We start from the raw sequence: 21,913 nt of genomic DNA on the forward strand, positions 1-21,913 counted from the left end.
TATATGCTTACCGTTTTAAACAAGACCTACATCTTGTGGTTTATTTGAGATAAAAATTCATTTGGATGGAAATAGAAAAAACAGGGAAAATCGGAAAGAGGGAATGATTATGATTACAACCATCACCAAAAGAGACGGGCGCACTGTGCATTTTGATATCAACAAAATCGCCAGTGCCATCGAAAAAGCCTTTGCAGCAACCATCGGCAAAAAGGATTACGCAATCTGCCTTGCACTTGCACAGGAGGTTTCCGATATTTTTGAAGAAAAACAAATTGACTCCCCTACGGTAGAGCAGATTCAGGATACCGTAGAGCGCGTACTGATTAACCACGGGCATGTACGCACCGCAAAGGCGTATATCCTCTATCGTGCAGAACGTACCAGAGTCAGAAACATGAACGACAGACTGATGAAAACCTTCGAGGACATCACCTACAAGGATGCAACCGACAGCGATATCAAGCGCGAAAACGCAAATATCGACGGCAACACCGCCATGGGCTCTATGCTGAAATACGGCTCCGAGGGCGCAAAGCATTTCTATGAAAGCTATGTGCTGAACCCCGCCCATTCCGAGGCGCACAGAAACGGGGATATTCATATTCATGATTTGGACTTCTATACACTGACAACCACCTGCTGCCAGATTGATTTAATCAAGCTGTTCCATGATGGCTTTTCCACAGGGCATGGTGTACTGAGAGAGCCAAACGATATCGCAAGCTATGCTTCTCTGGCTTGTATTGCTATCCAGTCCAACCAGAATGACCAGCACGGCGGTCAGTCTATCGCAAACTTTGATTATGGTCTGGCTCCCGGCGTTGCAAAAACCTACAAAAAACGCTATCGTTCCAACCTGACCTCCTTAATTGAGGTGATGGACTGCGCCGCGCATGCGAAAAAAACAAAGGAAATCTTCCAAACACTGACCGCAGAAAACCTGATTCCTACACTGGATGGCTCTCAGGCATATACCGACAGGGAAAGGGCACTGCTCATCGAGGCAGGCGTACCCGAAGAAATTCTGGACAAGATTCAGTCCTTCTCCGCGAAAAAAGCAACCGAGGAAACCGATAAGGCAACCTATCAGGCAATGGAGGCACTGCTGCATAACCTCAACACCATGCACAGCCGTGCAGGCGCGCAGACTCCCTTCTCCTCCATCAACTACGGCATGGATACCTCCACAGAAGGGCGCATGGTTATGAAAAATATGCTTCTGGTGACAGAGGCAGGGCTAGGCAACGGCGAAACCGCTATCTTCCCCATCCAGATTTTCCGTGTGAAGGATGGCGTAAACTTCAACCCCGGCGAACCCAACTATGACCTGTTCAAGCTTTCCTGCCGCGTGAGTGCAAAGCGTCTGTTCCCGAATTTCTCCTTTCAGGATGCGCCCTTTAACCTGCAGTATTATAAGGAAGGCCACCCCGAAACGGAAATCGCATACATGGGCTGCCGTACCCGCGTTATCGGCAATGTGAACGATCCCGAACGGGAAATCACCTACGGCAGAGGGAATTTAAGCTTCACCTCCATCAACCTGCCCCGTATCGCAATTCTGGCAAACAAAAACATCGACTGGTTCTTCTCCGAACTGGACAGAAAGATTGACTTGGTCGTAGAACAGCTGCTGGAGCGCTTTGAAATTCAGGCAAAGAAAAAGGTACACAACTACCCCTTCCTGATGGGCGAGGGTGTCTGGATTGACAGTGAAAAGCTGAATTATGATGACGAGGTAAGAGAGGTGCTCAAGCACGGCACACTTTCCGTTGGGTTTATCGGTCTGGCAGAGGCGCTGAAGGCACTGCTTGGCGTACACCACGGCGAAAGCGAAATCGCACAGAACCTTGGTCTGGATATCATCGGGCACATGAGAAAACGCATGGATGACCTGTCCGCAGAAACACATCTGAACTTTAGCCTGCTGGCAACGCCTGCAGAAGGGCTGTCCGGCCGTTTTGTCCGCATGGACAGAGAACGCTTCGGCTCCATCGAGGGTGTCACAGACAGAGAATATTACACAAACAGCTTCCATATTCCTGTATATTACCCCATCAGCGCGTATAAGAAGATTCAGCTGGAAGCACCTTATCACGAGCTGACAAATGCAGGACATATCACCTATATCGAACTGGACGGCGACCCCAGCACAAATCTGGATGCCTTTGAAAAGGTCATCCGCTACATGAAGGCGCAGGGCATCGGCTACGGCTCCATCAACCATCCCGTTGACCGCGACCCCGTCTGCGGCTATAACGGCATCATCGGGGACACCTGCCCGAAATGCGGCAGAAGCGAAACCGACGGAGAATACGGCTTCCAGCGCATCCGCAGAATCACAGGCTATCTGGTAGGTACGCTTGACCGCTTCAACAACGCAAAGCGTGCAGAGGTACGCGACAGAGTGAAACATTCTATTGTAACGGAAGTAAAATTAGAAGCAAAGGATTGATAGAGGCATGAGAATCAGTCTGAGCGGCGTAACCGGGGATTCCATTGTGGATGGCCCCGGGCTGCGCCTGACCATATTTACGCAGGGCTGCCTGCACCATTGCCCCGGCTGCCACAACCCACAGACGCACGACCCCGAAGGCGGCTCCTGGGCGGATACAGAGGATATCCTTGCGGCGGCGGCAGAAAATCCCCTACTGGACGGGATTACCCTTTCGGGCGGCGACCCCTTTTTACAGCCTGTCCCCTGCCTTGCCTTGGCGGAGGGTGCGCATAAAATCGGCTTGAATGTATGGACATATACGGGCTATACATGGGAGGCACTCTTGGAGGAAAACGATGCCGAAAAGCTGGCACTTTTAAAGGAAACGGATGTGCTTGTAGACGGGCCTTTTCTTCTGGCAGAACGCTCCTTGGAGCTGCGGTTCTGCGGCAGCCGCAACCAGCGGTTGATTGATGTAAAAAAATCCCTTGCAGAGGACAAGGTGGTTCTCTGGGAGGAACCGAGCTATTTTTAAGATAAAAAATAAGGGAGTCTGCCGACTCCCATTTTTATTTTGATGTAAAATATTTTATTGCGATAATCACTGCCGATATCACGAGATACGGGATGACTCTGCTCATATCTATTTCTTCAATCGAAGGATCAACTTTTTCCAGAAATTTCTGCACCAGAAAAATCATGCCATAAAGCACAAATACAAAAATCGGAATTGCAATCGAATATTCCATAATGTGCCCCCCCTTTTCTTTTCAGCATAGCAGAAAACCCGAGGTCTGACAACAATCCCCGAAAATATTTAAGAAAATCTTACGATTTCTACTTCTTCTCCCCAAAAGGCGCGAAATATGTTACACTTTCCTTAAAGAATCCGCAAGGATTAAGGAAAACTTAAATATTTCCCTGCGATTTTCTTAAAATCGTTTCGGTAAGATAGAATCACAGCATGACGGAGGTGCAGCACCATGTATAACATTTTGATTTGCGATGACGAAAAGGATATCGTATCCGCTTTGTCGATTTATTTATCCACGGAAAACTACAACATTTTCACCGCCTACACCGGACAGGAGGCTCTGGATATCGTTGCCAAGCATGACATTCATCTGATTCTGATGGATATCATGATGCCCCAGATGGACGGGATTGCCGCAACGGTGAAGCTGAGAGAAACCTCGAACATCCCCATTATTCTGCTGACCGCAAAGAGTGAGGACAGCGACAAGATTCTGGGGCTGAATATCGGGGCGGATGATTACATCACAAAGCCCTTCAACCCGATTGAGGTGCTGGCAAGGGTGCGTTCGCAGCTGCGCCGCTATACCTCTCTGGGCGGCATGGCGAAGAAGGCTTCTCATCTGACAAACGGCGGCATTGAAATGGATGATGAATCGAAAATCGTCACGGTGGACGGCGAGGTTGTCAGCTTAACGCCAAGCGAATACAACATTCTCAAGCTGCTGATGGAAAACCCCGGCAGAGTTTTTTCCTCCACGCAAATCTATGAACGCATCTGGAATGAGGATGCCTGCGGCTCCGGCAGCGTGGTTGCTGTGCATATCCGTCATCTGCGCGAAAAAATTGAGATTGACCCCTCGAACCCCCGTTATCTCAAGGTAGTCTGGGGTCTGGGGTACAAAATCGAGAAGGAGGCGAAACAATGACAAAGCTTTCCTATACCCTCGGCATGAAGGTGGTTGCCTGCTTTATTGCAGTGCTTTCGGGCATCACCGCCTTTTTCGACGGTATCGGTATCTTTCTGGCAAACGGCTATGACTTTTACAGCAGCAGCCTTGCAGAGCTGAAGCTAGCCCATCCTTATCTTGATACAGGGATGCTGACGAAGCTTTACGGGATGCGCGGCTCACTTCTGCCGATTCTGGTGATCAGCTTGCTTCTGTTTGCCATTTCGGTGATTTATCTTCTGTGCGCGGCAGGGCATCGGCCGGATACGGATGAAATCGTTCCAAATTTGCAGGATAAAATCCCTTTGGATCTGTATTTTGCCATCGTCTGCCCGATTTCGCTGGCAATTCTGTTCCTTATTCTGGAGGGCCGCAATCCCCTTGCCGATACGGGGGCGCTTTCCTTTGTAGTAATTGGTTCAATCATTCTCGCCATTCTGGGACTGGCGACGCTTCTGACCTGCGTGACCCGTCTGAAGCTGGGAAGATATTTTTATCAGCACACGATTGCCTATCAGGTCATTCGCTTCTGCTGGAAGATGCTTGCGGCTGTTTTTTCAACCGTCTGCGATGCCATCAAATCCATTTCCGCTACATGGAAGATTGCAGTGGCATGGCTTGTGATTTCCGCATTTTATACCATGGGCGGCTTTGGGGCGATTGTACTCAGCTTTGCACTGCTGCTGGTATTCTGCTCCATGGCATCACAGATGCAGGAGCTGAAAAACGGCGGCGAGGAGTTGGCAAAGGGCAACCTGAACTACAAAATCAACACACAGCGGATGTTCCCCCTCTTTCGCGCGCATGGGAAAAACCTGAACAGCATTTCCAAGGGCTTTTCCATCGCATTAGAGCAGAAAATGAAAAGCGAGCATCTGAAAACGGAGCTCATCACAAATGTTTCCCATGATATCAAAACACCGCTGACCTCTATCATCAACTATGTGGATTTGCTGAAAAAGGAAAATCTGGATGGACAGGCGGCGGAATATATTGAGGTTCTGGACAGACAATCCCGCAGGCTGAAAAAGCTGACCGAGGACTTGGTTGAGGCCTCCAAGGCTTCGACAGGCAACCTCAAGGTACAGCTTGCCCCGACGGATATGGGCGAGCTGGCGGCGCAGGCAGTTGCAGAATATGAGGAAAAGCTGGAAAACGCCCATCTGGAGGCGGTCATCAACGGCGGAGATACCCCTCTGTTTGCCATGGTGGACGGCAACCTGACGTGGCGCGTGCTGAGCAACCTTCTGAGCAACGCCTGCAAATATTCGCAGCCGCACACGAGAGTGTATATCGACATCAAAAAAGAGAAGGATACCGTGATTCTTTCCATGAAGAATATCAGCAGAGATGCGCTCAATATTCCTGCGGAGGAATTGATGGAGCGGTTTGTGCGCGGAGACAGTTCCCGTCACACAGAGGGAAGCGGCTTGGGGCTGAATATCGCACAATCTCTTGTCGGCTTGCAGAAAGGAACCTTCTCTCTGGAAATCGAAGGCGATTTGTTCAAGGCATTTGTCACCTTCCCTGCAACCGAACCCCCTGCGCCCCCCGCAGAGGAAATGCCGGAGGAGGAAATGCCAACGGATGCAATGCCGATGGAGGATATGCCGATAGAAGAAATGCAAGAAGAAACAGAAAAAGGCGAATAAAAAAAAGCGACTCGAAAAAAATTTCGGGTCGTTTTTTTCTTACCATTTATGGTGGTGCAGCTGCCCTTCCATCAGCATGCCGGGGAAGCCCTGCTGCCGCATGGCTTCATAAATAATAATGGCAACGGAATTGGAAAGATTCAGGCTTCTTGCCGCTTCGAGCATAGGGATGCGGATGGTATTTGCTTCATGTGCCATAAGGATTTCTTCGGGGATGCCGGCGCTTTCCTTCCCGAACATGATATAATCATTTTCGCCGTAGGTCACATCGGTATAGATATGGCGCGCCTTTGTGGATGCCATCCAGATTTTCGCATTGGGGTTCTTTTCGCAGAAGTCCTCGAAATTTTCATAATAGCGGATATCCAGAAGCTTCCAGTAATCCAGACCTGCACGCTTGAGATATTTATCCTCAACGGAAAAGCCCAGAGGCTTAATCAGATGCAGGACGGAATTTGTCACTGCGCAGGTACGCGCGATATTGCCTGCGTTCTGGGGAATTTCCGGCTCCAACAAAACAATGTGCATAAAAAATCATTCCTTTCTTCTGCAAATTAGCATAGCATACCCGTTTGCAAAAAACAACTCCCCCTTTCCGGAGGAAATTTGCAGAACTCCTTGTATTTTGGTATATTTTCTATTGACATAAATAAGAACCCGTATTATTATTAAATAACAATAGTTATCATTTATAAAAGGGGTGTATTTGTATGAAGGAAACTGCGCAGCTTTTGCGAGAAAAAGGGCTGAAGGTCACCCCACAGCGTATTGCCGTTTATAATATGCTTTTGGGTACCACCGCGCATCCGAATGCGGAAATGATTTATAAAACACTGGAATCGACCAACCCCACCATGAGCCTTGCTACGGTCTATAAAACGCTTGATTTTTTCAAGCAGCTTGGTCTGGTGCAGGAATTGAACGTGGGCGAGTCAAGCTCCCGCTATGATGCTGTGGTGCGGTGTCATCCGCATACGGTTTGCCGTATCTGCGGCAGAGTGGATGATTTGCACATAGACGCATTGACAGAGGTTGCAAGAAAGCTTGTGCCGGATTTGGATTTTGATGTGGAATGTGAACAGCTCATTCTTTATGGCATCTGCAAGGAGTGCCAAGAAAAATAACCGCCGAAAAGAGTATCTTTCGCTGAGAGGATACTCTTTTTTCTTTGCAATTCTTAAGACTTTCTTACAATATTCGTGTCTTGTTGACATCCATTTTTCGCCTTTGCTATACTGGAAAAAAGGACATTTTTCGGTAAAAAGGGGGCGCACTCATGAAATATAAACGAAAGCTGACACCTGCGACAACCTTCGATTTTGCGGCAATGGAAACATGGCTGTCTGACATGGCGGAGGACGGATGGATTCCCGTTGACTTTCGGGGCGAAAAGGTAAAATTTCAGCAGGCAGAACCGCAAAAAAGAAGCTACCGCATTGCCATTCCGCGCTATTTCGATACCCAACCTACCGCAAAGCAGCTGGAGGAATATCATCAGCTTGGTTGGGAATTTATCTGTACCTACCGCTCCAAGGGCTATCTTCTGGCGAATATCACGGAGCATCCCCAAGAGCCTTACACAGACCCTGCCGTACAGAAGAAAAACATTGAGGAGCTTTATCAAGAGGAACGCTATCTTTATCTTGCAGGCATGGTTCTCGGCACTCTGTTTTTCGTCGGCTTAGGGCTACTTACATGGCATTATTTAGGTCGAAATATCATAGACCCGAATTGGGTTTTGGAGTTTTATGGACCAATCCTCTTCCTCCTTCTCGCTGTTTTCAATTTCTATGAGCTGCGTCTGCTCAAAAGGCTGAAAACAAGCTTGGAGCAAGGACTTCCCATCTCGCATGAGAAGGATTACACCAAAAAGCTGCAGCTCAAAAGAATCAGCAATCTCATTTACGCGATTCTGGGTATCACACTTCTCCTGCCCCCCCTCTCGGACATCTATTCTGCTTTTAGACCGGACGAAACACAGGAGAAGGCTGCCGTTTCGGTTTCTCCTCTGCCTTATGTGCCGATGGAAGAAATCACAAAAAGTGCCTCCGATACCGAAATCAGCCTCTATTCCGAGCCAACACTCTTTGCACCCCTGCTTTTCCAAACGTTCGAGATGGGCGATTCCAACTCAATGGATACCATGCTCTTAGAGGTGCGCCCCTCCTTCCTGACGGAGCAGGCGTTTCTGACCTTAGGGGCAAACGGCACATTTCCCGATGCCTTCCTTCCCTCAACGGCAGAGCAGGCATTGGTGCTTTCCTCTGATTCCTTTGACGAGGGATATTTTTATCAGGAAACAAGCGAGATGCAACGCCAGATGCTGACGCTTCGCAAGGGCAACCGCCTTCTGATTGTGCGCTACCGCGGCGAGAACAGATTGGTCGATTCTCTGAGTGCCTTTCTGCCCCTGCTGGAGCAGGACTACACCATACAGGAATAACCGAAAACATCAAGAGGAGGACATTCCATGACGAAATGCAAAAGAAAGCTGCTCCCCGCAGAGCCATACGAAATTGATGCACTGGAAAGTTGGTTTTCCGACCTTTCCGCAGAGGGACTGCATGTGCAGAAGGCAAATGCCCTCTTTGCGACCTTCATAGAGGGCGAGAAAAAGCGTCTGCTTTTCCGCATGGAGCCGAAGCAGGATGCTATTTTCCCTGCTTTGGACGAAAGCCAGGCAGAGGAACGGAATGCACAGCATAGGGAAAAGGGTTGGAGCTTTGTCTGTGGGTTGAACCGTTTTTATGTCTATGCCGCAGAGGAAGGCACAGCGGATTACTTTGCCACACCGGAGGAGGAAGGTGCATATTATCCCGACAATTTGAAGGGAAACAAATTCTTCAACAGCATCTATGCAGAACTACTGGTTATTGTTGTGCTGATTGCGGCTTATATTTTCGTTCTGCACAGACAGACCACCTATGACTGGGTAGAGGGTTTCGCCAACCCCTTCTGTAATCCTCTTATTTTAGTTTTTGCCATATTTGCCGGACAGCGCAACCGCGGTGCCATCAAGCTGCAAAGCTCTCTTGCGGCAGGCGAGCCGCACCATCAGCCGACCGATTGGCAGGCACCCCACCTGCGGCGGAAGCATCGGCTGTATCAGGTCTGGATGCTCGGGATAATTGCATTCATCTTCCTGCCGTTTCTGCCCAATGTATTCTCTTTTTCCGACCGACCGATTGCAGAGGTAAAGCAGCCCCTGCCGATGATTTCTCTGGCGGAACTGGAAAACGATCCTGATTTTTACGCTGTGGACAGCTATTATCAGCGGGACGGCAATGCCAAGGAGGACTGGTGGGAGCGGGAAGCAAATCTGGTCAACTCCTATCCGACCTTCGGCTCTCCTGTTGACCTTGCCTATAATCAAGCAGGGCGGATTTCGGACAAAACAGATGCTACAGGCAGACCGTATGAATCGGTGCTTTGGGTGGAATATCGCAGGCTTGCGCCCTTCCTTTCCCCGAAGGAATATATTAAAGAATATCTGGGTCGTGCTTATGAAACCTATGAAACTACGGCTTTGGAGGATACACCGTTTGATTACGCCCTTCTGGCAAAGGGTAAAAATCATACAAGGCTATATCTGGTTTCGGGGCAGACGCTTCTGGAACTGGACTATTACTATGGCGATGCAGATTTGACAAAGCATTATGACCTGTATGAAAAGGCACTGAAGGAAATGCAGAAAAAATAAGATAAGGCAGTGAACGTCCCGTTTGGGTTGGTTCACTGCCTTTCGTTTTACTGATTTAAAATCTGACAGGTATACGCATTGATGAGATACGGCTTTTCCTCATCCATCAGATAAATGCGGTAGCATGGCTCCAGATTGATCGAGGCAACGCCATCCGCCGCAGTATTGCTTTCCATCCGTGCATAGCCAAGCTCCATGCGGTCAATGGTTGCTTCCTCCGCATGCTCGCCCTTTTTCCATTCGCGCATGAAGGCAAGCAGGGCTTCATCCGCATAGCTTAAATCCTGCTTTTCGCCCGTATAGCCGCGCACAGGGTAATAATTGAAGGTGATTTTCTGAATTCCATCGGCGGTGACGAAAAAGGAGAAATAATTCGCAAAAACCTTCTCCCGTTTATACTGCCCGAAGAAATTCACCCGAAAGCCCTCGCTCTCCTCCGCAATAATAGCATCGCCATAGCTGCCGAAGAAATGCTCCGTATTATCAATGAATTTCTGCGCTTCTCTGAGGGCTTCCGTCTTGGTCATCTCGCCCTTGCCGCTTTTCACGGCTTTCGTTTCCCAGACACCGCGCGCACCGCTCATGGTCAGGCTGCTCTGTTTCCCCTGATAGACCGTTTCGCCGCCCTTTGTAGAAGCGGTTGTGCGCGCACTGCCGAAAAACAGCCGCTCCAGCGTTTCCTTATTATAGGAGGGCAGCTCCACCGCCAGACGGGACATGGGCGGATGCTCCGTCAGAAGGTCGGTATACATGGTGATGCCGTTTCGCGAAAGCACCTCAAAGATGGAACGCTCCTGTGCCGCCGTCATGGTGTTTTCCCGATTTTGTTTATAATTCAGCCCTGCCAGAAGTACATTCAGCAGTACCAGCAAAACAATCACAAACTTTTTTGCATTGCTCCATTCCATGCCCTTCCTCCTTTCTTCTGCATAGTTTTTTCTGCATATTTCCTTTATCGCTTATTCTCCTGCCGTTACGCCCGTTAAATCCTTTTCCTGCTCCGTATCCACCACGAAGGTATACTCATAGAGGGTAACGAACCATTTCAGGCGGATATCACCCGTCAAATCCACATGATAGCCCAATGCAATATTCTTAACATCGGTGATATCCTTATCCTCGACAACGGACTTATAGGTCTTATTTGCATCATCCAGTGCATCGATGAACTGGACGTTAATCTTCTGATTTTTCTCTGCGGCTTCGCTGAAATTGACCGCATAGCGACGGTATTCCTTGACCGCCTGATTTCGCAGCGTTACCTTAATGGCATGAGATGCACCGATACGATCCTTCACATTCTGCGAAAGATTCACCGGCAGGTTATCCACTGCATAATCAAAATAATACACAACCTCATTATTGATGGTACGCTCGATATCCGCCAGATAAATATCCGTTTGCAGGGAATCATCATTTTTCAGGAAATTACAGCAAATCTGATAACCCTCAAGCAGGCCTGTTCTGTCATTGCCGGCGTAGTTTTCATAGCTGTAATACTCCAGAATCCGCACATCCGGATAGTATTTGACAACCGTTTCGCTGTCACTGAAAGTATAGGTCCCGTCCTCGTCACGCTCGCTCCAGTCCACAGAGAAATTGCGGAAGAAATTTTTCACCGTATTTTCCAATGCGGCACGGCTCGGCTCGCCATCCTTTTCAAAGGCAAACTCCTGCTCCAGAGCAGCATATTCATAGGGCAGATATGCCCACTGGGGCAAAAACATATTGCGCCACAGCACCGATGCACTGGTGCGCTGCCCTGTGGAGATATAGCGCATATCGCCGTCATCCGCCATCAGAGAATCATAGAGCGCGACAGACGCGCCGCCGCCCTCGCAATGAAACGCGACACATTCATTCGTATCGGAATTGACGAAATAGGCGTAGCTTTCCTCGCCGCTCCTTCTGGCAGGCACAATCGTGATATAATCGAACTGCTCCAGCTTCTGGTCTGTTTTCAGATCCTTATAATTTTCCAGATATTCCTCCGAAGCAATCATAAAATCATACTGCATGACAATGCAGCGCGCCGCCAAAATTTTTTTCCAATCAGCGGTTGTTTTCTGAGGGAATGCGCCACTTTGGGACAGAATCTCCCCCAGAGCCTTATTCGCCGTTTCCAGAAGCGTACTATTCCCCACATTATCTGGATAATAGACCGAAAAGGTACCTTCGCCCTCCCCAACCGCATAACGGGTAGCAAGAAGGACATCCCCATCCGCCTCCTCCTTGCCGAAGCTCAGCTGCTTCGCCAGGGCATAAAAAAAGTTATGGCCGCTTGTTCCTTCCAGCCATAACTCTCCTGTCTGATAAATCGCAGTTATGACCAAAGCAACAATGATAAAATTTGTAATCCTGTATACTTTCATTTGATCTCACCGCTTTTTCTATTCAATTTATTTTCATCTGATTTTTTATTTTTTCGCACCCATGCCGGGCAGCGCAATCATCCGTTGCAGCTGACTTTTTACCTGTTGGGGCACCTGCTTGATGACCGTTGTGGTCTTAGCTTCTCCCTCTGCTGCAAAGGAAATATAGTTATTCCCTCTGCTCAGGGGCAGGGTTTCGCTGAACAGCCCCATAGAGCCGACAGTTACGGTTTCTCTGTGGGTTTCGACCATATTGCCGAAACGATCCATTTTGGATACCGTAAAAGTAATATCCGTGCCGGGCTTCGCTTCCCCATAGAGGATTCGGCTACTGTCAAAGGTACATTCCACCTCATCGCCGCCGATTTGCAGCCCACTTGTAATATTCACCGAGGAAGCAAATACACTGACAGGAGAAAAAGAAAACACTGCCGCCAAAGCCAGACCAATGAGTTTTTTTCTATATGCTTTCATTCCTGTCACCTCCTCTGCAATCTCGTCATATTCGGAAAAGCCTTTCCATTCTATTGTATGGAAATTTCTGCTTTCTGTCTACTATGATTATATCGCACGAAGATTACAATTATGTTACAACGCCCTTACAGTTCTATAACAATCTGCTCAGACAAGCGCGCCGCGGTTAAGCCATTTGTCTGAGGTGCTGTTTTCTCCTGTATTTCGGCGTAATATTATGCCTTCTGTTCCTCCCTTTCATATTCCAGAATCGGGCGTTCCTTCGGGAACCACATAATCATCGTTGTTCCCTTGCCATATTCGCTTTCTGCCGTCAGCTTACCGCCGTGGCTTTCCATAATTTCCTTCGCAATGGCAAGCCCCAGACCTGTGCCGCCCATGGCACGGCTGCGCGCCTTATCCACACGATAAAAGCGCTCAAAAATACGGGGTAAATCCTCTCTTGTGATGCCCATGCCCGTATCCTTCACATGAATCTTATAGAACTGCTCCTCCTCCGTAATGAAGATGCGGATGCTCGCCTGCTCTAAGCTGTACTTGATGGCATTGGTCACAATATTATTCACCACCTGCCCCACGCGGTCTCTGTCACCGAAAACAACAACCTCATGCTCATACGGCTCAAAGGTCAGCGTCTGATGCTTGGCTTCCGCATGGATTTTGTTCTGGCGGACAGTCATGCTGAGAAATTCATTCATTTCGATTTTCGTAATATCCAAACGCACCTGCTTATTATCAAAACGCGTCAGCTGCAGCAAATCACGCACCAGAAATGCCATACGGTCTGCCTCGCTGTTAATGATGCCAAGGAACTCCTGCGCAATCTCCGCATCCTCCATAGCACCGTCCAGAAGGGTTTCCGTATAGCTTTTTACGGTTGTCAGCGGTGTTCGCAGCTCATGCGACACATTCGCCACAAATTCCTTTCGCATATCGTCCAGCTTTTTCTGCTCTGTGATATCCTGCAAAACAACAACCACACCTTCGACCTCGCCCCTTTTATCGTAATAAGGAGAGAAATTCGCATTGATAAACTGCTTGCCGACAGGGAAAATCACCTTCTTAGAGGGCTCATTTCCCATATCCAGATAGACAGAGGAGCTGATATCATACGCACGGATAAATTCCGTAAAATTCATTTCTATTTTTTCCAGACCAAGCATCCCCTCTGCCGCCGCATTGGCAAGCATCAGCTCGCCGTCCTTACTGAAGGAAATCACGCCGTCACTCATATTATGCAGGAGAATTTCCAGACGATTTTTCTCTCTTGAAATTTCCGACATATTCTTGGAAAGCTCCGCCGCCATGTTGTTAAAGCTGCTGGTCAGCTGGCCGATTTCATCATTGCTGCGCACCGTTAGGCTCTGATCCATATTCCCTTCTGCCAGATTTTTCGCGCCCGTTGTCAGCGCAAGAATCGGGCCCGTCAGTGTCTGTGCAAAAACATAGCCCATCACTGCCGCCAGAAACAGCGCAATCATAACCGCCGCAACAATCGTCTGCGTGGTTTTATCCAGACTGGTCTGCATATCGCTTGCGTCCAATCTGGTATAGATGATATAGGAGGGGGTTGTCCCGCTCGTCTGCACAGGTGTGGCATAGCTCATCCATTCACGCAGAAGCCCGAAGGAATCGGTGCTTTTTTTCTGTGTGGAAAAGGAGGTCATGCCGTTCATTGCCGCAATAATCGCCTGATCCGTATAAACCGGATAGGGTGCCTCCGTTACAGTGGTGGAGGCAATCGTCTCCCCATCCGTATTGAGAATATTGCCCTGTATGCCGACGGCATTTGATACGGTTTTTAAGAGCTTCTCCTGAAATTCCTCATCCTTGCCGCCCTCAATCACCTGTTCATTGATTCTCTCCGCATAGGTTGCCAGCTCCTGTCTGGATTTATCAATCTCGATATTTCGCAGGCTGAGCAGGATATAGGTGCCGCTGACAATCATCACAATCAGCACCAGCCCCAGATACATGATAATTAACTTCCATTTAATACTTCGCATTCGCAAAAGCTAATCCCTCGCTTTTCTCAGCAGTCAAAATAATACCCTACGCCTCTTTTTGTGAGGATATAAACCGGCTTGCCGGGGTCATCCTCGATTTTTTCACGCAAACGGCGAATGGTGACATCCACTGTCCGCACATCGCCGAAATATTCATAGCCCCAGACCTTCTCCAGAAGCGTTTCTCTGGAAAAAACCTGCCCCTTCTGCGCGGAAAGGTATTTCAGAAGCTCAAATTCTCTGACGGTCAGATCAATAATCCGCCCATCCTTCCGCACCTCATACCGATCGGGGTTGATATCCAGCTTGCCAAAATTCCCCTTACCGGCAGGTGCCTGTTCGGGAGTCTCCTCGCGCACAACGGATTTTCTGAGGTTCGCCTTCACCCTTGCCATCAGCTCTCTGACACCAAAGGGCTTGGTCACATAATCATCCGCTCCCAGCTCCAGCCCCAGCACCTTATCCAGCTCCTCGGCTCTTGCCGTCAGCATGATAATCGGGGTATTTTTCTTTTCTCTGATTTTTTTGCAGACTTCGTAGCCATCCATCTTCGGCATCATAATATCCAGCAGAATCAGATCCGGATTTTCCTCCATGGCTTTCTGTACGCCTTCCTCCCCATCTGCCGCCGTGATGACGGTATAGCCCTCCTTTTTCAGGTTAAACGCAATGATATCGACGATGTTTTTCTCATCATCGACAATCAGAATTTTTCTGTCCATAGTGTCCTCTCCCCCTCGGAAAGTCTTATTCTTCATTCTATTCTTCTTCGATTATACTAGAAAGTGCCGCAAAAGTAAACAAAACCGCTTGGCATCCAATATTTGACGAAGCTTTTGCTTGCCAAGTTTCACCAAAAATGCTATTTTGTAAGAAAAAAGCGAAAAAAAATCAAGGAGGGTGTTTCATGGGTATCCTAGACGCAAAAAATAAGGTTATCGCAGGCGACTATATCGGCGGCAAAATTATGCATTCCGGCGGCAAGGTGGTTTTATCCATCAACCTCGGCAATATGATTATTCTCAATAAAAAAATGGTTGCCGCCCACAAAATCGAAAGCGAGGTCAAGGGCAATCATAAAATTTCCGTTTCCTTCGCGGACGGAAGGAAAAGTCTGCTCGAATTGGATGATGCACTTTGCACCGCTTTATTGGCACAGCTGTTTTAACCATTTTCGGCAATCAAAAAGAACTTCTCATTTTTATTTTGAGAAGTTCTTTTTTTGTCTTAAAGTCTTGCTTCCAGTTCGGCTTTTCTGTCCTCGTAGCCCGGTTTTCCCAGAAGCGCAAACATATTTTTCTTATACGCCTCAACCCCCGGCTGGTCAAAGGGATTTACATCCAGAAGATAGCCGCTGATGCCGACTGCCTTTTCAAAGAAATAAACCAACGCCCCAAAATGATAAGCGTCCATCTTATCCAGCTCAATCACCAGATTGGGTACGCCGCCGTCCATGTGGGCGAGCATTGTGCCTGCAAATGCCTTGCTGTTGACGAAATGAATTTCCTTTTCCGCAAGGAAATTCAGCCCATCCTCATCCTGTGCATCAAATGGCACCACTGCGGCAGATTTCGGCGTTTTCACCCAAAGCACCGTTTCAAAGAAGCACCTGAGGCCATCCTGAATATACTGCCCGATGGAGTGCAAATCCGTTGAGAAATTCGCCGCCACAGGGAAAATGCCCTTATGCTCCTTCCCCTCGCTTTCGGCGAAAAGCTGCTTGAACCATTCCCCGAAGGAGGTCAGATGCGGCTCATAATTTGCCAGAATTTCAACCGTTTTGCCCTGCTGATAGAACAAATGGCGCAGTGCGGCATACTGATAGCAGTCATTTTCCTTTAAATCGGGGTTACTGTATTTTTCTCTTGCATCCGCCGCACCCTGCATCACAGCATCAAGCTCCACACCGGCAGCTGCCATCGGTAAAAGCCCGACAGGGGTCAGTACGGAAAAGCGTCCGCCGACATCATCGGGGATGACAAAGGTTTCGTAGCCCTCTCTGTCGCACATGCCCTTCAGCGCGCCCTTTGCGCGGTCGGTTGTGGCAAAAATACGTTTTGCGGCTTCTGCCTTTCCGTATTTTTTCTCCAGAAGCTGCTTGAAAATGCGGAAGGCAATCGCAGGCTCCGTAGTCGTGCCGGATTTGGAAATGACGTTGACGGAAAAGTCCCTGTCTCCCAGAATTGCCAGAACATCATTCAGATAGGCAGAGCTGATGTTGTTCCCTACGAAATAAATATCGGGGGTGTCTTTTTTTCGTTCATTATAAAACGGGGTCTTGATGAAATCGAGCGCCGTTCTCGCCCCCAGATAGGAGCCGCCGATACCAATGACAATCAGCACCTCGCTGTTTGCCTGTATGCGTGCCGCCGCCTTTTTGATGCGGTCAAATTCTTCCTTATCGTAATTTACGGGCAAATCCACCCAGCCTAAAAAATCATTGCCCTTGCCTGTTTTTTCATGAAGCGCATAATGACAACGCTCCACCTCCTTTTGCAGTGCAAAAACCTCGTCCTTTTTGATAAAATCTCCTTTCAGAGAAAAAGAAATACCCATAGGAATCCCCCTCCTTTTTTTCATATGTACTGTTTCGATATCAATATATTACCACAAAAAAGCCGTTCCGCAGCAGAAATCTGCGGAACGACCCTCTTTTTTTCGCTATTTTTTTATTGTGTTCCCTTGACGATGATTTCGGGCACAGCCTCCTGGATAATTTCCTTATCCACTTCCTTTTCCTCCGTCACCTCACCGTTGATACGCGTAATGCGGATGGTGCTTTTCTTCTGCCCTGCCTTGCCCTGCTGGATGACCTTCTGATAACTCGAAGGCTTGGTATCATCATACTGGGTTTGGTAGGTCTTTGGCTCCACTGCCGTCAGCACCTGTGTTTCCACTGTTTTTACGGAAATCTTCGGCTTCTGTACCGGCACATTGATAACCTGCCCTACACGAATCCCGCCGGTAAGATTTGCGCCTTCATTCAGCTGATTCAGCTTTTCCACCGTTGTTTTAAATTCATTTGCAATCAGATACGGCGCATCGCCGGACTGAACGGTATAACTCTGGGTTGCCTCTGTAGTGGATTCCAATACCTTCACGGCATCCTCCTGCTCCAGAATCTGCGTGGAATCCACAAATTCCTTCACAACCTCAACATCCTCCTGCCAGCTGATTTCCGCATCCTCCGCAACGCCCTCCTTGGGCATAAGGTCGGTCTGCACCTGCTTGAGCACAGCATTCGCCGCTTTTTCATTTGCAAGGATGGCAACCTTTTCACTATCCACTGTAATAATCGCCGCTTCCACCTTATACGTTACCTTGCTGCGCATTTTCGGCAGCAAATGCTCCATCGTGCAGACATCCTTTTTCTCCTTGAAGCCGATATGGATGCCCTCTACCTTGATTTTCTCATTAATCTGCACCTTCGAGCCGACAATACCCTCCAGCTGACTTTCCAGTGTGGCAGTCAGCTCCTTCGCCGTTACCTTTCTGGTTTCCAGAATCCCGACCTGCTCATCCGCGATATAAACCGCAGAGCCGTTTTTGCGCACAAAGAGAAACACGATGAATAAAATCACTATAATCCCAATCAGATAAAGTGCATTGCGGTTCAGCTTTTTGCCGTCCTTTTTGCCGCGCTTTTTTTCTGTGGGCTTATTGCGGTTCGTTCTGCCTGTTTTTTTGCCCTTTATATTTTTTCTGTCCCGTTTGGCAGGTGTTCCGCTGCCATAGGGCACACGCTCCTCCCGTTTCGGGAACAATGTATCCGCCATGGGTTTTCCCCCTTATTTCTTCAAATTCTGACAACTGATGCTTTTATTTTATGATATCCACAGGAAGATTGCAAGCAAAAGGCAAAATTTCCGTTTTTCTGTAACGAAACTGTAAGATAAGCCCTTCCGCAGAAACTCGTTTGCATCAAAAAAAGCCTCCGCAGGGGAGGCTTATATTGTCTTATTTATTTTTGATAAAACGCAGAATGGATTCTGTCTGGTATTTGATATGTCCCTGTGCCACTGCTGCGCCTTCCTCGCTGTCATGATTTTCCAGCGCACGCAGAATACTTCTGTGGTGTGCCACGATGGTGGACATGGAATTATCGTTCTTCGCCTGTGCCATTCTGTAACGATACAGCTGGATTCTCAGGTTTCGGAACATCTGAATCAGCTTATCGTTTTCTGTTGCCTGAAAGATCACATCATGGAAATCTTCGTCAATATCCACAAAACGCTCTACATCATTTTCCGCAACCGCGCGTTCAAAATCCACTTCCATATTTTTCAGCTGCTGCAAACATTCCTTTGTCATCTTCTTACAAGCCAGAGAGGTTGCAAGCCCTTCCAGCGCGCTTCTGATTTCCAGAATATTTACGATATCCTTTTCTGTCATATCCAGCACCTGCGCGCCCTTTCTGGGCACCAACTCTACCAGATTTTCCAGTTCCAGCATACGCAGTGCCTCTCTGACAGGAGTACGGCTTACGCCAAGCTTTTCCGCCAGCTGATTTTCCATCAGTCTTTCTCCGGGAACCAGCTTGCCTGTCAGAATCGCATCCCTCAGTGTGTTAAATACGACATCTCGCAACGGTAAATACTCATTTGTATTGATGTTGAATTTTGTTTCGGTCATTATTATGTTCTCCTCTCAGCTCTCTTCGTACCCGATAGGTTCTTGTTGCCAAGCAATCCTTCAGGGCAAACTCCCGTTTCACCAGAGCCGCCGCCTTTCTTGCCTTTGCTCTGTCCGTAAACAGGGCAAACACCGTTGGACCGCTGCCGCTCATGAGGGCACCCTCCGCCCCTAATTCCATCAAACGTGCTTTTATTTTTGCGATTCTTGGATGCAGCTCAATGGTCACGGTTTCCAGAACATTGGAAAGCAGCTTTCCCATCTTTGCCACATCTTTCTCTTCCATGGCTTTGAGCATTGCCTTTGTATCGGGGTGCTGCTCGATTTCCTGCCAGCGCAGCTGCTTATAAACAGAAGCTGTGGAAACGCTGACGGGCAGCTTTGCTAATACCACATAGCAATCCGGACAAGGATGTGCGACATTTGTCATCACCTCGCCGACTCCCTCACACAAAACTGTGCCGCGACGGATGCAGTAAGGGATATCCGAACCCAATCTGCCCGCCACTTCCTCCAGCTGTGCTTCGGAAAGCCCCAGACCAAACAGGCGGTTCATGCCCACCAGAACAGCCGCACAATCCGTACTGCCGCCGGCAAGCCCTGCCGCAACGGGGATTCGTTTATCAATCTCAATAAACACACCCTCCTTTATGCCGAAGGTCTCCCGCATCAGGTTTGCCGCCTTCCACGCCAGATTGCGCGCATCCGTCGGCAGCCATGGCAGGTTGGTTTTCAGCTTGATTACGGGCTTTTCCAGCTTCTTCATATAGATACCGTCATACAGTGCTACCGTCTGCATGATGGTTTCCAGAAGATGATAGCCGTCCTCCCTTTTGCCTGTCACATCCAGGGTTAAATTGATTTTTGCTCTTGCCTTCAGTCGTATTTCTCTCACGGTGTAGCCTCCCGTTTTTTCTATACTGTATACATTTTTATTATGGATATTGTACACTACATAAAACAAACACGCAACCATCAACTTACACAAAAAAAGAATTTTTTGTCGAAAAAGTTAACATTCTTTTAAAAAACGGTAAAGATGAAATTCCTATTCTTTTTTTGTGCTATAATAATGAAGAAAAGAAAAATTTTTCCTTCCCTGAAGGGGGTATCTTTATGTGGACATTTTACGAAAAAAATAAACAAGCCATTCATGATATTGTCCTGCTGCTTGCGGCGGTGCTTGGCTGCTGTCTGTTCTTTCGCTATCTTTTTCGGATTTTCCTGCCATTCCTCATCGGGTGGCTGTTGAGCCTGCTGTTTAACCCTCTGGCAGACCGCCTGCAGAAATTTCATATTCCCCGCGGCATCAGTGCCATCATCGGGATTCTGCTGCTGTTTGCCCTGTTGGGACTGCTCGGCTTCTGGAGCGGCACAGGGCTGATTGCCAAGCTGAAGGAGCTTTCCGAAAATCTGCCGCACTATATCAGCCTGTTTGAAACGGGGCTTGCACATTTCTGGACACGGTTTGATACCCTTGCGCAGAGGCTGCCAAAGACATTACAGGTCTTTTTCTCCAGCCTGCAAACGGATTCCTCCGGCTTTCTGCTCTCCCTTGTTCCCAAGGGCAGCGCAACAGGCAAGCTTGGCGGTGTTTCCGGCTTTTTCATTGCGTTTTTTGTATCACTGATTTCCGCTTATTTCTTCACAAAGGACAGAGACCTGCTGCGCCGGCAGTATGAAATTCATATTGCGCCGCTGTTCGGGCTTTCCGTCTATACCACAAAGCAGGAATTAAAGGCTTCTGTCCTGGGCTATCTCAAAACGCAGCTGATTCTGATGGGCTTTGTTTTTATCGTCACTCTCATCGGGATGCTGGTGCTGCATTCGCCTCATCCGCTGCTGCTGAGTATTCTGATTGCTATTATCGATGCCCTGCCCTTCTTCGGCAGCGGGTTCATCCTCTGGCCGGGCGCAATCTATTTCTTTACCAGAGGAAATACCTTCCTTTCCGTCGGCTATCTGGCACTTTATGGCATCATCCAAATAACGCGGCAAATCCTACAGCCGAAAATTCTTGGCACGCAGATTGGGCTGCATCCCCTGCTGACACTGTTCTCCATGTATTTCGGCTTTAAGTGCATCGGGGTATTCGGGCTGATTTTAGGGCCTATCGTTGCGGTTGTGCTGAAAGCACTTTTCCACGCAAGGAAGCAGAACAGAGAGCTACAGAAGCCTTTATAATTTTATCAGCATACAAAAAAGGATAAATCTCAGAACGGGATTTATCCTTTTTCTTTTTTGTTTTTTGATTTTTATTCGATTTCTGTTGTCTGTAACATGATATTGATGGCATCCAGCACTTCCTGCTTCTGTGCATCCTCATAATAGGTGCCGCCGTAAATTACCAGATTGCCATCCAGAATTCCATACACAACAATGGAATGGGAATCGGGGATAGCAAGAATCGTTTCTCTGCCGCCCGCCTGCTCCAAGGACTCCTCTGTCCAAAGCTCATTTTCAATCATCTGATCAATAACCTCATCGTTGAAGGTGAAGGAATTTTCCATATAGATGACAGGATTGCCGTCAAAGCTGCGCAGCTCACATTTCTCAACCGTCAGAGAAGCATTCTTTTCCAGCTGCTCCAGCACCTGATTCATCAGATCCTCGTCAAGGGCTTTCTTTCTCTCCCCTGCAATCTGTACGTTGATGGCAACCGGCTTCTCTGTCCCAACGGTATCCCTTGCATATAACACCAGACTGTTTACAACCTCGCCCTCCGTTGTCCAAACATCCGCATCATACTGATATTTTGCCGTGCCGTTTTCCACCGTTGCCAGCTCCATCTTGCTGATATCCAGCGGCTCCATTGCAGGATATTCCGCCGCCTGATTGTCGGAAGTACCGCAGCCTGCCAATGCAAGAAGCATCAGCCCTGCCGCCAGAATTCGTTTCATTTTTTTCATAAATCGTTCTCCTTTGTCTTTTGGGTAA

General features: G+C 48.3%; 21 protein-coding genes. 9 read left to right on the forward strand and 12 right to left on the reverse strand.

Annotated elements, in window-relative coordinates; all coding sequences use genetic code 11:
* The first annotated feature begins 109 nt into the window (after positions 1 to 109).
* A complete protein-coding gene (locus tag EJE48_RS02745) occupies positions 110 to 2,455 on the forward strand; it encodes an anaerobic ribonucleoside triphosphate reductase (protein ID WP_118579825.1) in 2,346 nt (781 codons plus the stop codon).
* Positions 2,456 to 2,462: 7 nt separating this feature from the next.
* Positions 2,463 to 2,972: an anaerobic ribonucleoside-triphosphate reductase activating protein gene (nrdG, locus tag EJE48_RS02750; protein WP_118579828.1), complete on the forward strand. Its 510-nt coding sequence runs from the start codon at positions 2,463 to 2,465 to the stop codon at positions 2,970 to 2,972.
* Positions 2,973 to 3,006: 34 nt separating this feature from the next.
* On the opposite strand, the gene EJE48_RS02755 is transcribed toward nrdG, so the two are convergent.
* Positions 3,007 to 3,186 carry a hypothetical protein gene (locus EJE48_RS02755; protein WP_118579831.1) on the reverse strand — a complete coding sequence of 60 codons (180 nt, stop codon included), beginning with the start codon at positions 3,184 to 3,186 and terminating at the stop codon, positions 3,007 to 3,009.
* Between the two features lie 234 nt (positions 3,187 to 3,420).
* Between EJE48_RS02755 and EJE48_RS02760 the strand changes: the two genes are divergently transcribed.
* Positions 3,421 to 4,119, forward strand: a complete 699-nt coding sequence (locus EJE48_RS02760) for a response regulator transcription factor (protein ID WP_016407522.1) — start codon at positions 3,421 to 3,423, stop codon at positions 4,117 to 4,119.
* Positions 4,116 to 5,792, forward strand: coding sequence for a sensor histidine kinase (locus tag EJE48_RS02765; protein WP_124984282.1), 1,677 nt, complete (start codon positions 4,116 to 4,118; stop codon positions 5,790 to 5,792). Before EJE48_RS02760 ends, EJE48_RS02765 begins: the two co-directional genes overlap by 4 nt.
* A gap of 39 nt (positions 5,793 to 5,831) precedes the next feature.
* On the opposite strand, the gene trmL is transcribed toward EJE48_RS02765, so the two are convergent.
* Positions 5,832 to 6,320, reverse strand: a complete 489-nt coding sequence (gene trmL / locus EJE48_RS02770; RefSeq protein WP_118579837.1) for a tRNA (uridine(34)/cytosine(34)/5-carboxymethylaminomethyluridine(34)-2'-O)-methyltransferase TrmL — start codon at positions 6,318 to 6,320, stop codon at positions 5,832 to 5,834.
* A 182-nt stretch (positions 6,321 to 6,502) separates the two neighbouring features.
* Between trmL and EJE48_RS02775 the strand changes: the two genes are divergently transcribed.
* From EJE48_RS02775 to EJE48_RS02785, 3 genes are all read left to right on the forward strand, one after another.
* Complete coding sequence (locus tag EJE48_RS02775) at positions 6,503 to 6,916, forward strand: Fur family transcriptional regulator (RefSeq protein ID WP_118579840.1); 414 nt, start codon at positions 6,503 to 6,505, stop codon at positions 6,914 to 6,916.
* Positions 6,917 to 7,068: 152 nt separating this feature from the next.
* On the forward strand, positions 7,069 to 8,235 hold the full coding sequence (locus EJE48_RS02780) for a DUF2812 domain-containing protein (protein ID WP_118579843.1): 1,167 nt from the start codon (positions 7,069 to 7,071) through the stop codon (positions 8,233 to 8,235).
* Positions 8,236 to 8,262: 27 nt separating this feature from the next.
* Positions 8,263 to 9,492: a DUF2812 domain-containing protein gene (locus EJE48_RS02785; RefSeq protein WP_118579846.1), complete on the forward strand. Its 1,230-nt coding sequence runs from the start codon at positions 8,263 to 8,265 to the stop codon at positions 9,490 to 9,492.
* A 47-nt stretch (positions 9,493 to 9,539) separates the two neighbouring features.
* Here the strand turns inward: EJE48_RS02785 and yycI are convergent, their stop codons facing one another.
* The 5 genes from yycI to yycF all read right to left on the reverse strand — a co-directional run bounded on the left by yycI (position 9,540) and on the right by yycF (position 15,066).
* A complete protein-coding gene (yycI, locus tag EJE48_RS02790; RefSeq protein ID WP_016407528.1) occupies positions 9,540 to 10,400 on the reverse strand; it encodes a two-component system regulatory protein YycI in 861 nt (286 codons plus the stop codon).
* Positions 10,401 to 10,451: 51 nt separating this feature from the next.
* Complete coding sequence (locus EJE48_RS02795) at positions 10,452 to 11,864, reverse strand: hypothetical protein (protein WP_118579849.1); 1,413 nt, start codon at positions 11,862 to 11,864, stop codon at positions 10,452 to 10,454.
* A gap of 45 nt (positions 11,865 to 11,909) precedes the next feature.
* Positions 11,910 to 12,338, reverse strand: a complete 429-nt coding sequence (locus EJE48_RS02800) for a hypothetical protein (RefSeq protein ID WP_016407530.1) — start codon at positions 12,336 to 12,338, stop codon at positions 11,910 to 11,912.
* Positions 12,339 to 12,553: 215 nt separating this feature from the next.
* Positions 12,554 to 14,344, reverse strand: coding sequence for an ATP-binding protein (locus EJE48_RS02805; protein ID WP_118579852.1), 1,791 nt, complete (start codon positions 14,342 to 14,344; stop codon positions 12,554 to 12,556).
* 26 nt (positions 14,345 to 14,370) lie between these two features.
* Positions 14,371 to 15,066, reverse strand: a complete 696-nt coding sequence (gene yycF, locus EJE48_RS02810; RefSeq protein WP_118579855.1) for a response regulator YycF — start codon at positions 15,064 to 15,066, stop codon at positions 14,371 to 14,373.
* 185 nt (positions 15,067 to 15,251) lie between these two features.
* On the opposite strand from yycF, the gene EJE48_RS02815 reads away from it, so the two are divergent.
* A complete protein-coding gene (locus tag EJE48_RS02815; protein ID WP_118579858.1) occupies positions 15,252 to 15,512 on the forward strand; it encodes a hypothetical protein in 261 nt (86 codons plus the stop codon).
* Positions 15,513 to 15,571: 59 nt separating this feature from the next.
* Here the strand turns inward: EJE48_RS02815 and EJE48_RS02820 are convergent, their stop codons facing one another.
* The 4 genes from EJE48_RS02820 to ispE form a co-directional block, all read right to left on the reverse strand.
* Positions 15,572 to 16,900: a glucose-6-phosphate isomerase gene (locus tag EJE48_RS02820; RefSeq protein ID WP_016407534.1), complete on the reverse strand. Its 1,329-nt coding sequence runs from the start codon at positions 16,898 to 16,900 to the stop codon at positions 15,572 to 15,574.
* Between the two features lie 113 nt (positions 16,901 to 17,013).
* A complete protein-coding gene (locus EJE48_RS02825; RefSeq protein ID WP_118579861.1) occupies positions 17,014 to 18,120 on the reverse strand; it encodes a G5 domain-containing protein in 1,107 nt (368 codons plus the stop codon).
* Between the two features lie 181 nt (positions 18,121 to 18,301).
* On the reverse strand, positions 18,302 to 18,976 hold the full coding sequence (locus tag EJE48_RS02830) for a GntR family transcriptional regulator (protein WP_016407536.1): 675 nt from the start codon (positions 18,974 to 18,976) through the stop codon (positions 18,302 to 18,304).
* On the reverse strand, positions 18,942 to 19,871 hold the full coding sequence (gene ispE, locus EJE48_RS02835; RefSeq protein ID WP_118579864.1) for a 4-(cytidine 5'-diphospho)-2-C-methyl-D-erythritol kinase: 930 nt from the start codon (positions 19,869 to 19,871) through the stop codon (positions 18,942 to 18,944). The genes EJE48_RS02830 and ispE overlap by 35 nt, the downstream gene beginning before the upstream one ends.
* 221 nt (positions 19,872 to 20,092) lie before the next feature.
* Here ispE and ytvI point away from each other — a divergent pair, with 221 nt between their 5' ends.
* On the forward strand, positions 20,093 to 21,160 hold the full coding sequence (gene ytvI / locus EJE48_RS02840) for a sporulation integral membrane protein YtvI (RefSeq protein ID WP_118579866.1): 1,068 nt from the start codon (positions 20,093 to 20,095) through the stop codon (positions 21,158 to 21,160).
* Positions 21,161 to 21,231: 71 nt separating this feature from the next.
* Here ytvI and EJE48_RS02845 read toward each other — a convergent pair whose 3' ends face one another.
* Positions 21,232 to 21,885 carry a hypothetical protein gene (locus EJE48_RS02845; RefSeq protein WP_016407539.1) on the reverse strand — a complete coding sequence of 218 codons (654 nt, stop codon included), beginning with the start codon at positions 21,883 to 21,885 and terminating at the stop codon, positions 21,232 to 21,234.
* Between the last annotated feature and the right edge of the window lie 28 nt (positions 21,886 to 21,913).

Origin of the sequence: Anaerotignum faecicola (assembly GCF_003865035.1) — a bacterium.
GTDB classification, from domain to species: Bacteria; Bacillota; Clostridia; order Lachnospirales; family Anaerotignaceae; genus Anaerotignum_A; species Anaerotignum_A faecicola.

What these genes read in the sequence shown, in the direction of transcription:
- EJE48_RS02775 (WP_118579840.1), top strand. Translation starts at nt 6,503, where the DNA reads ATGAAGGAAACTGCGCAGCTTTTGCGAGAAAAAGGGCTGAAGGTCACC.
- EJE48_RS02805 (WP_118579852.1), bottom strand. Translation starts at nt 14,344, where the DNA reads ATGCGAAGTATTAAATGGAAGTTAATTATCATGTATCTGGGGCTGGTG.
- EJE48_RS02795 (WP_118579849.1), bottom strand. Translation starts at nt 11,864, where the DNA reads ATGAAAGTATACAGGATTACAAATTTTATCATTGTTGCTTTGGTCATA.
- EJE48_RS02780 (WP_118579843.1), top strand. Translation starts at nt 7,069, where the DNA reads ATGAAATATAAACGAAAGCTGACACCTGCGACAACCTTCGATTTTGCG.
- EJE48_RS02820 (WP_016407534.1), bottom strand. Translation starts at nt 16,900, where the DNA reads ATGGGTATTTCTTTTTCTCTGAAAGGAGATTTTATCAAAAAGGACGAG.
- EJE48_RS02815 (WP_118579858.1), top strand. Translation starts at nt 15,252, where the DNA reads ATGGGTATCCTAGACGCAAAAAATAAGGTTATCGCAGGCGACTATATC.
- EJE48_RS02785 (WP_118579846.1), top strand. Translation starts at nt 8,263, where the DNA reads ATGACGAAATGCAAAAGAAAGCTGCTCCCCGCAGAGCCATACGAAATT.
- ytvI (WP_118579866.1), top strand. Translation starts at nt 20,093, where the DNA reads ATGTGGACATTTTACGAAAAAAATAAACAAGCCATTCATGATATTGTC.
- EJE48_RS02830 (WP_016407536.1), bottom strand. Translation starts at nt 18,976, where the DNA reads ATGACCGAAACAAAATTCAACATCAATACAAATGAGTATTTACCGTTG.
- EJE48_RS02755 (WP_118579831.1), bottom strand. Translation starts at nt 3,186, where the DNA reads ATGGAATATTCGATTGCAATTCCGATTTTTGTATTTGTGCTTTATGGC.
- EJE48_RS02765 (WP_124984282.1), top strand. Translation starts at nt 4,116, where the DNA reads ATGACAAAGCTTTCCTATACCCTCGGCATGAAGGTGGTTGCCTGCTTT.
- EJE48_RS02825 (WP_118579861.1), bottom strand. Translation starts at nt 18,120, where the DNA reads ATGGCGGATACATTGTTCCCGAAACGGGAGGAGCGTGTGCCCTATGGC.
- EJE48_RS02845 (WP_016407539.1), bottom strand. Translation starts at nt 21,885, where the DNA reads ATGAAAAAAATGAAACGAATTCTGGCGGCAGGGCTGATGCTTCTTGCA.
- EJE48_RS02800 (WP_016407530.1), bottom strand. Translation starts at nt 12,338, where the DNA reads ATGAAAGCATATAGAAAAAAACTCATTGGTCTGGCTTTGGCGGCAGTG.
- EJE48_RS02760 (WP_016407522.1), top strand. Translation starts at nt 3,421, where the DNA reads ATGTATAACATTTTGATTTGCGATGACGAAAAGGATATCGTATCCGCT.
- EJE48_RS02745 (WP_118579825.1), top strand. Translation starts at nt 110, where the DNA reads ATGATTACAACCATCACCAAAAGAGACGGGCGCACTGTGCATTTTGAT.
- trmL (WP_118579837.1), bottom strand. Translation starts at nt 6,320, where the DNA reads ATGCACATTGTTTTGTTGGAGCCGGAAATTCCCCAGAACGCAGGCAAT.
- nrdG (WP_118579828.1), top strand. Translation starts at nt 2,463, where the DNA reads ATGAGAATCAGTCTGAGCGGCGTAACCGGGGATTCCATTGTGGATGGC.
- yycF (WP_118579855.1), bottom strand. Translation starts at nt 15,066, where the DNA reads ATGGACAGAAAAATTCTGATTGTCGATGATGAGAAAAACATCGTCGAT.
- yycI (WP_016407528.1), bottom strand. Translation starts at nt 10,400, where the DNA reads ATGGAATGGAGCAATGCAAAAAAGTTTGTGATTGTTTTGCTGGTACTG.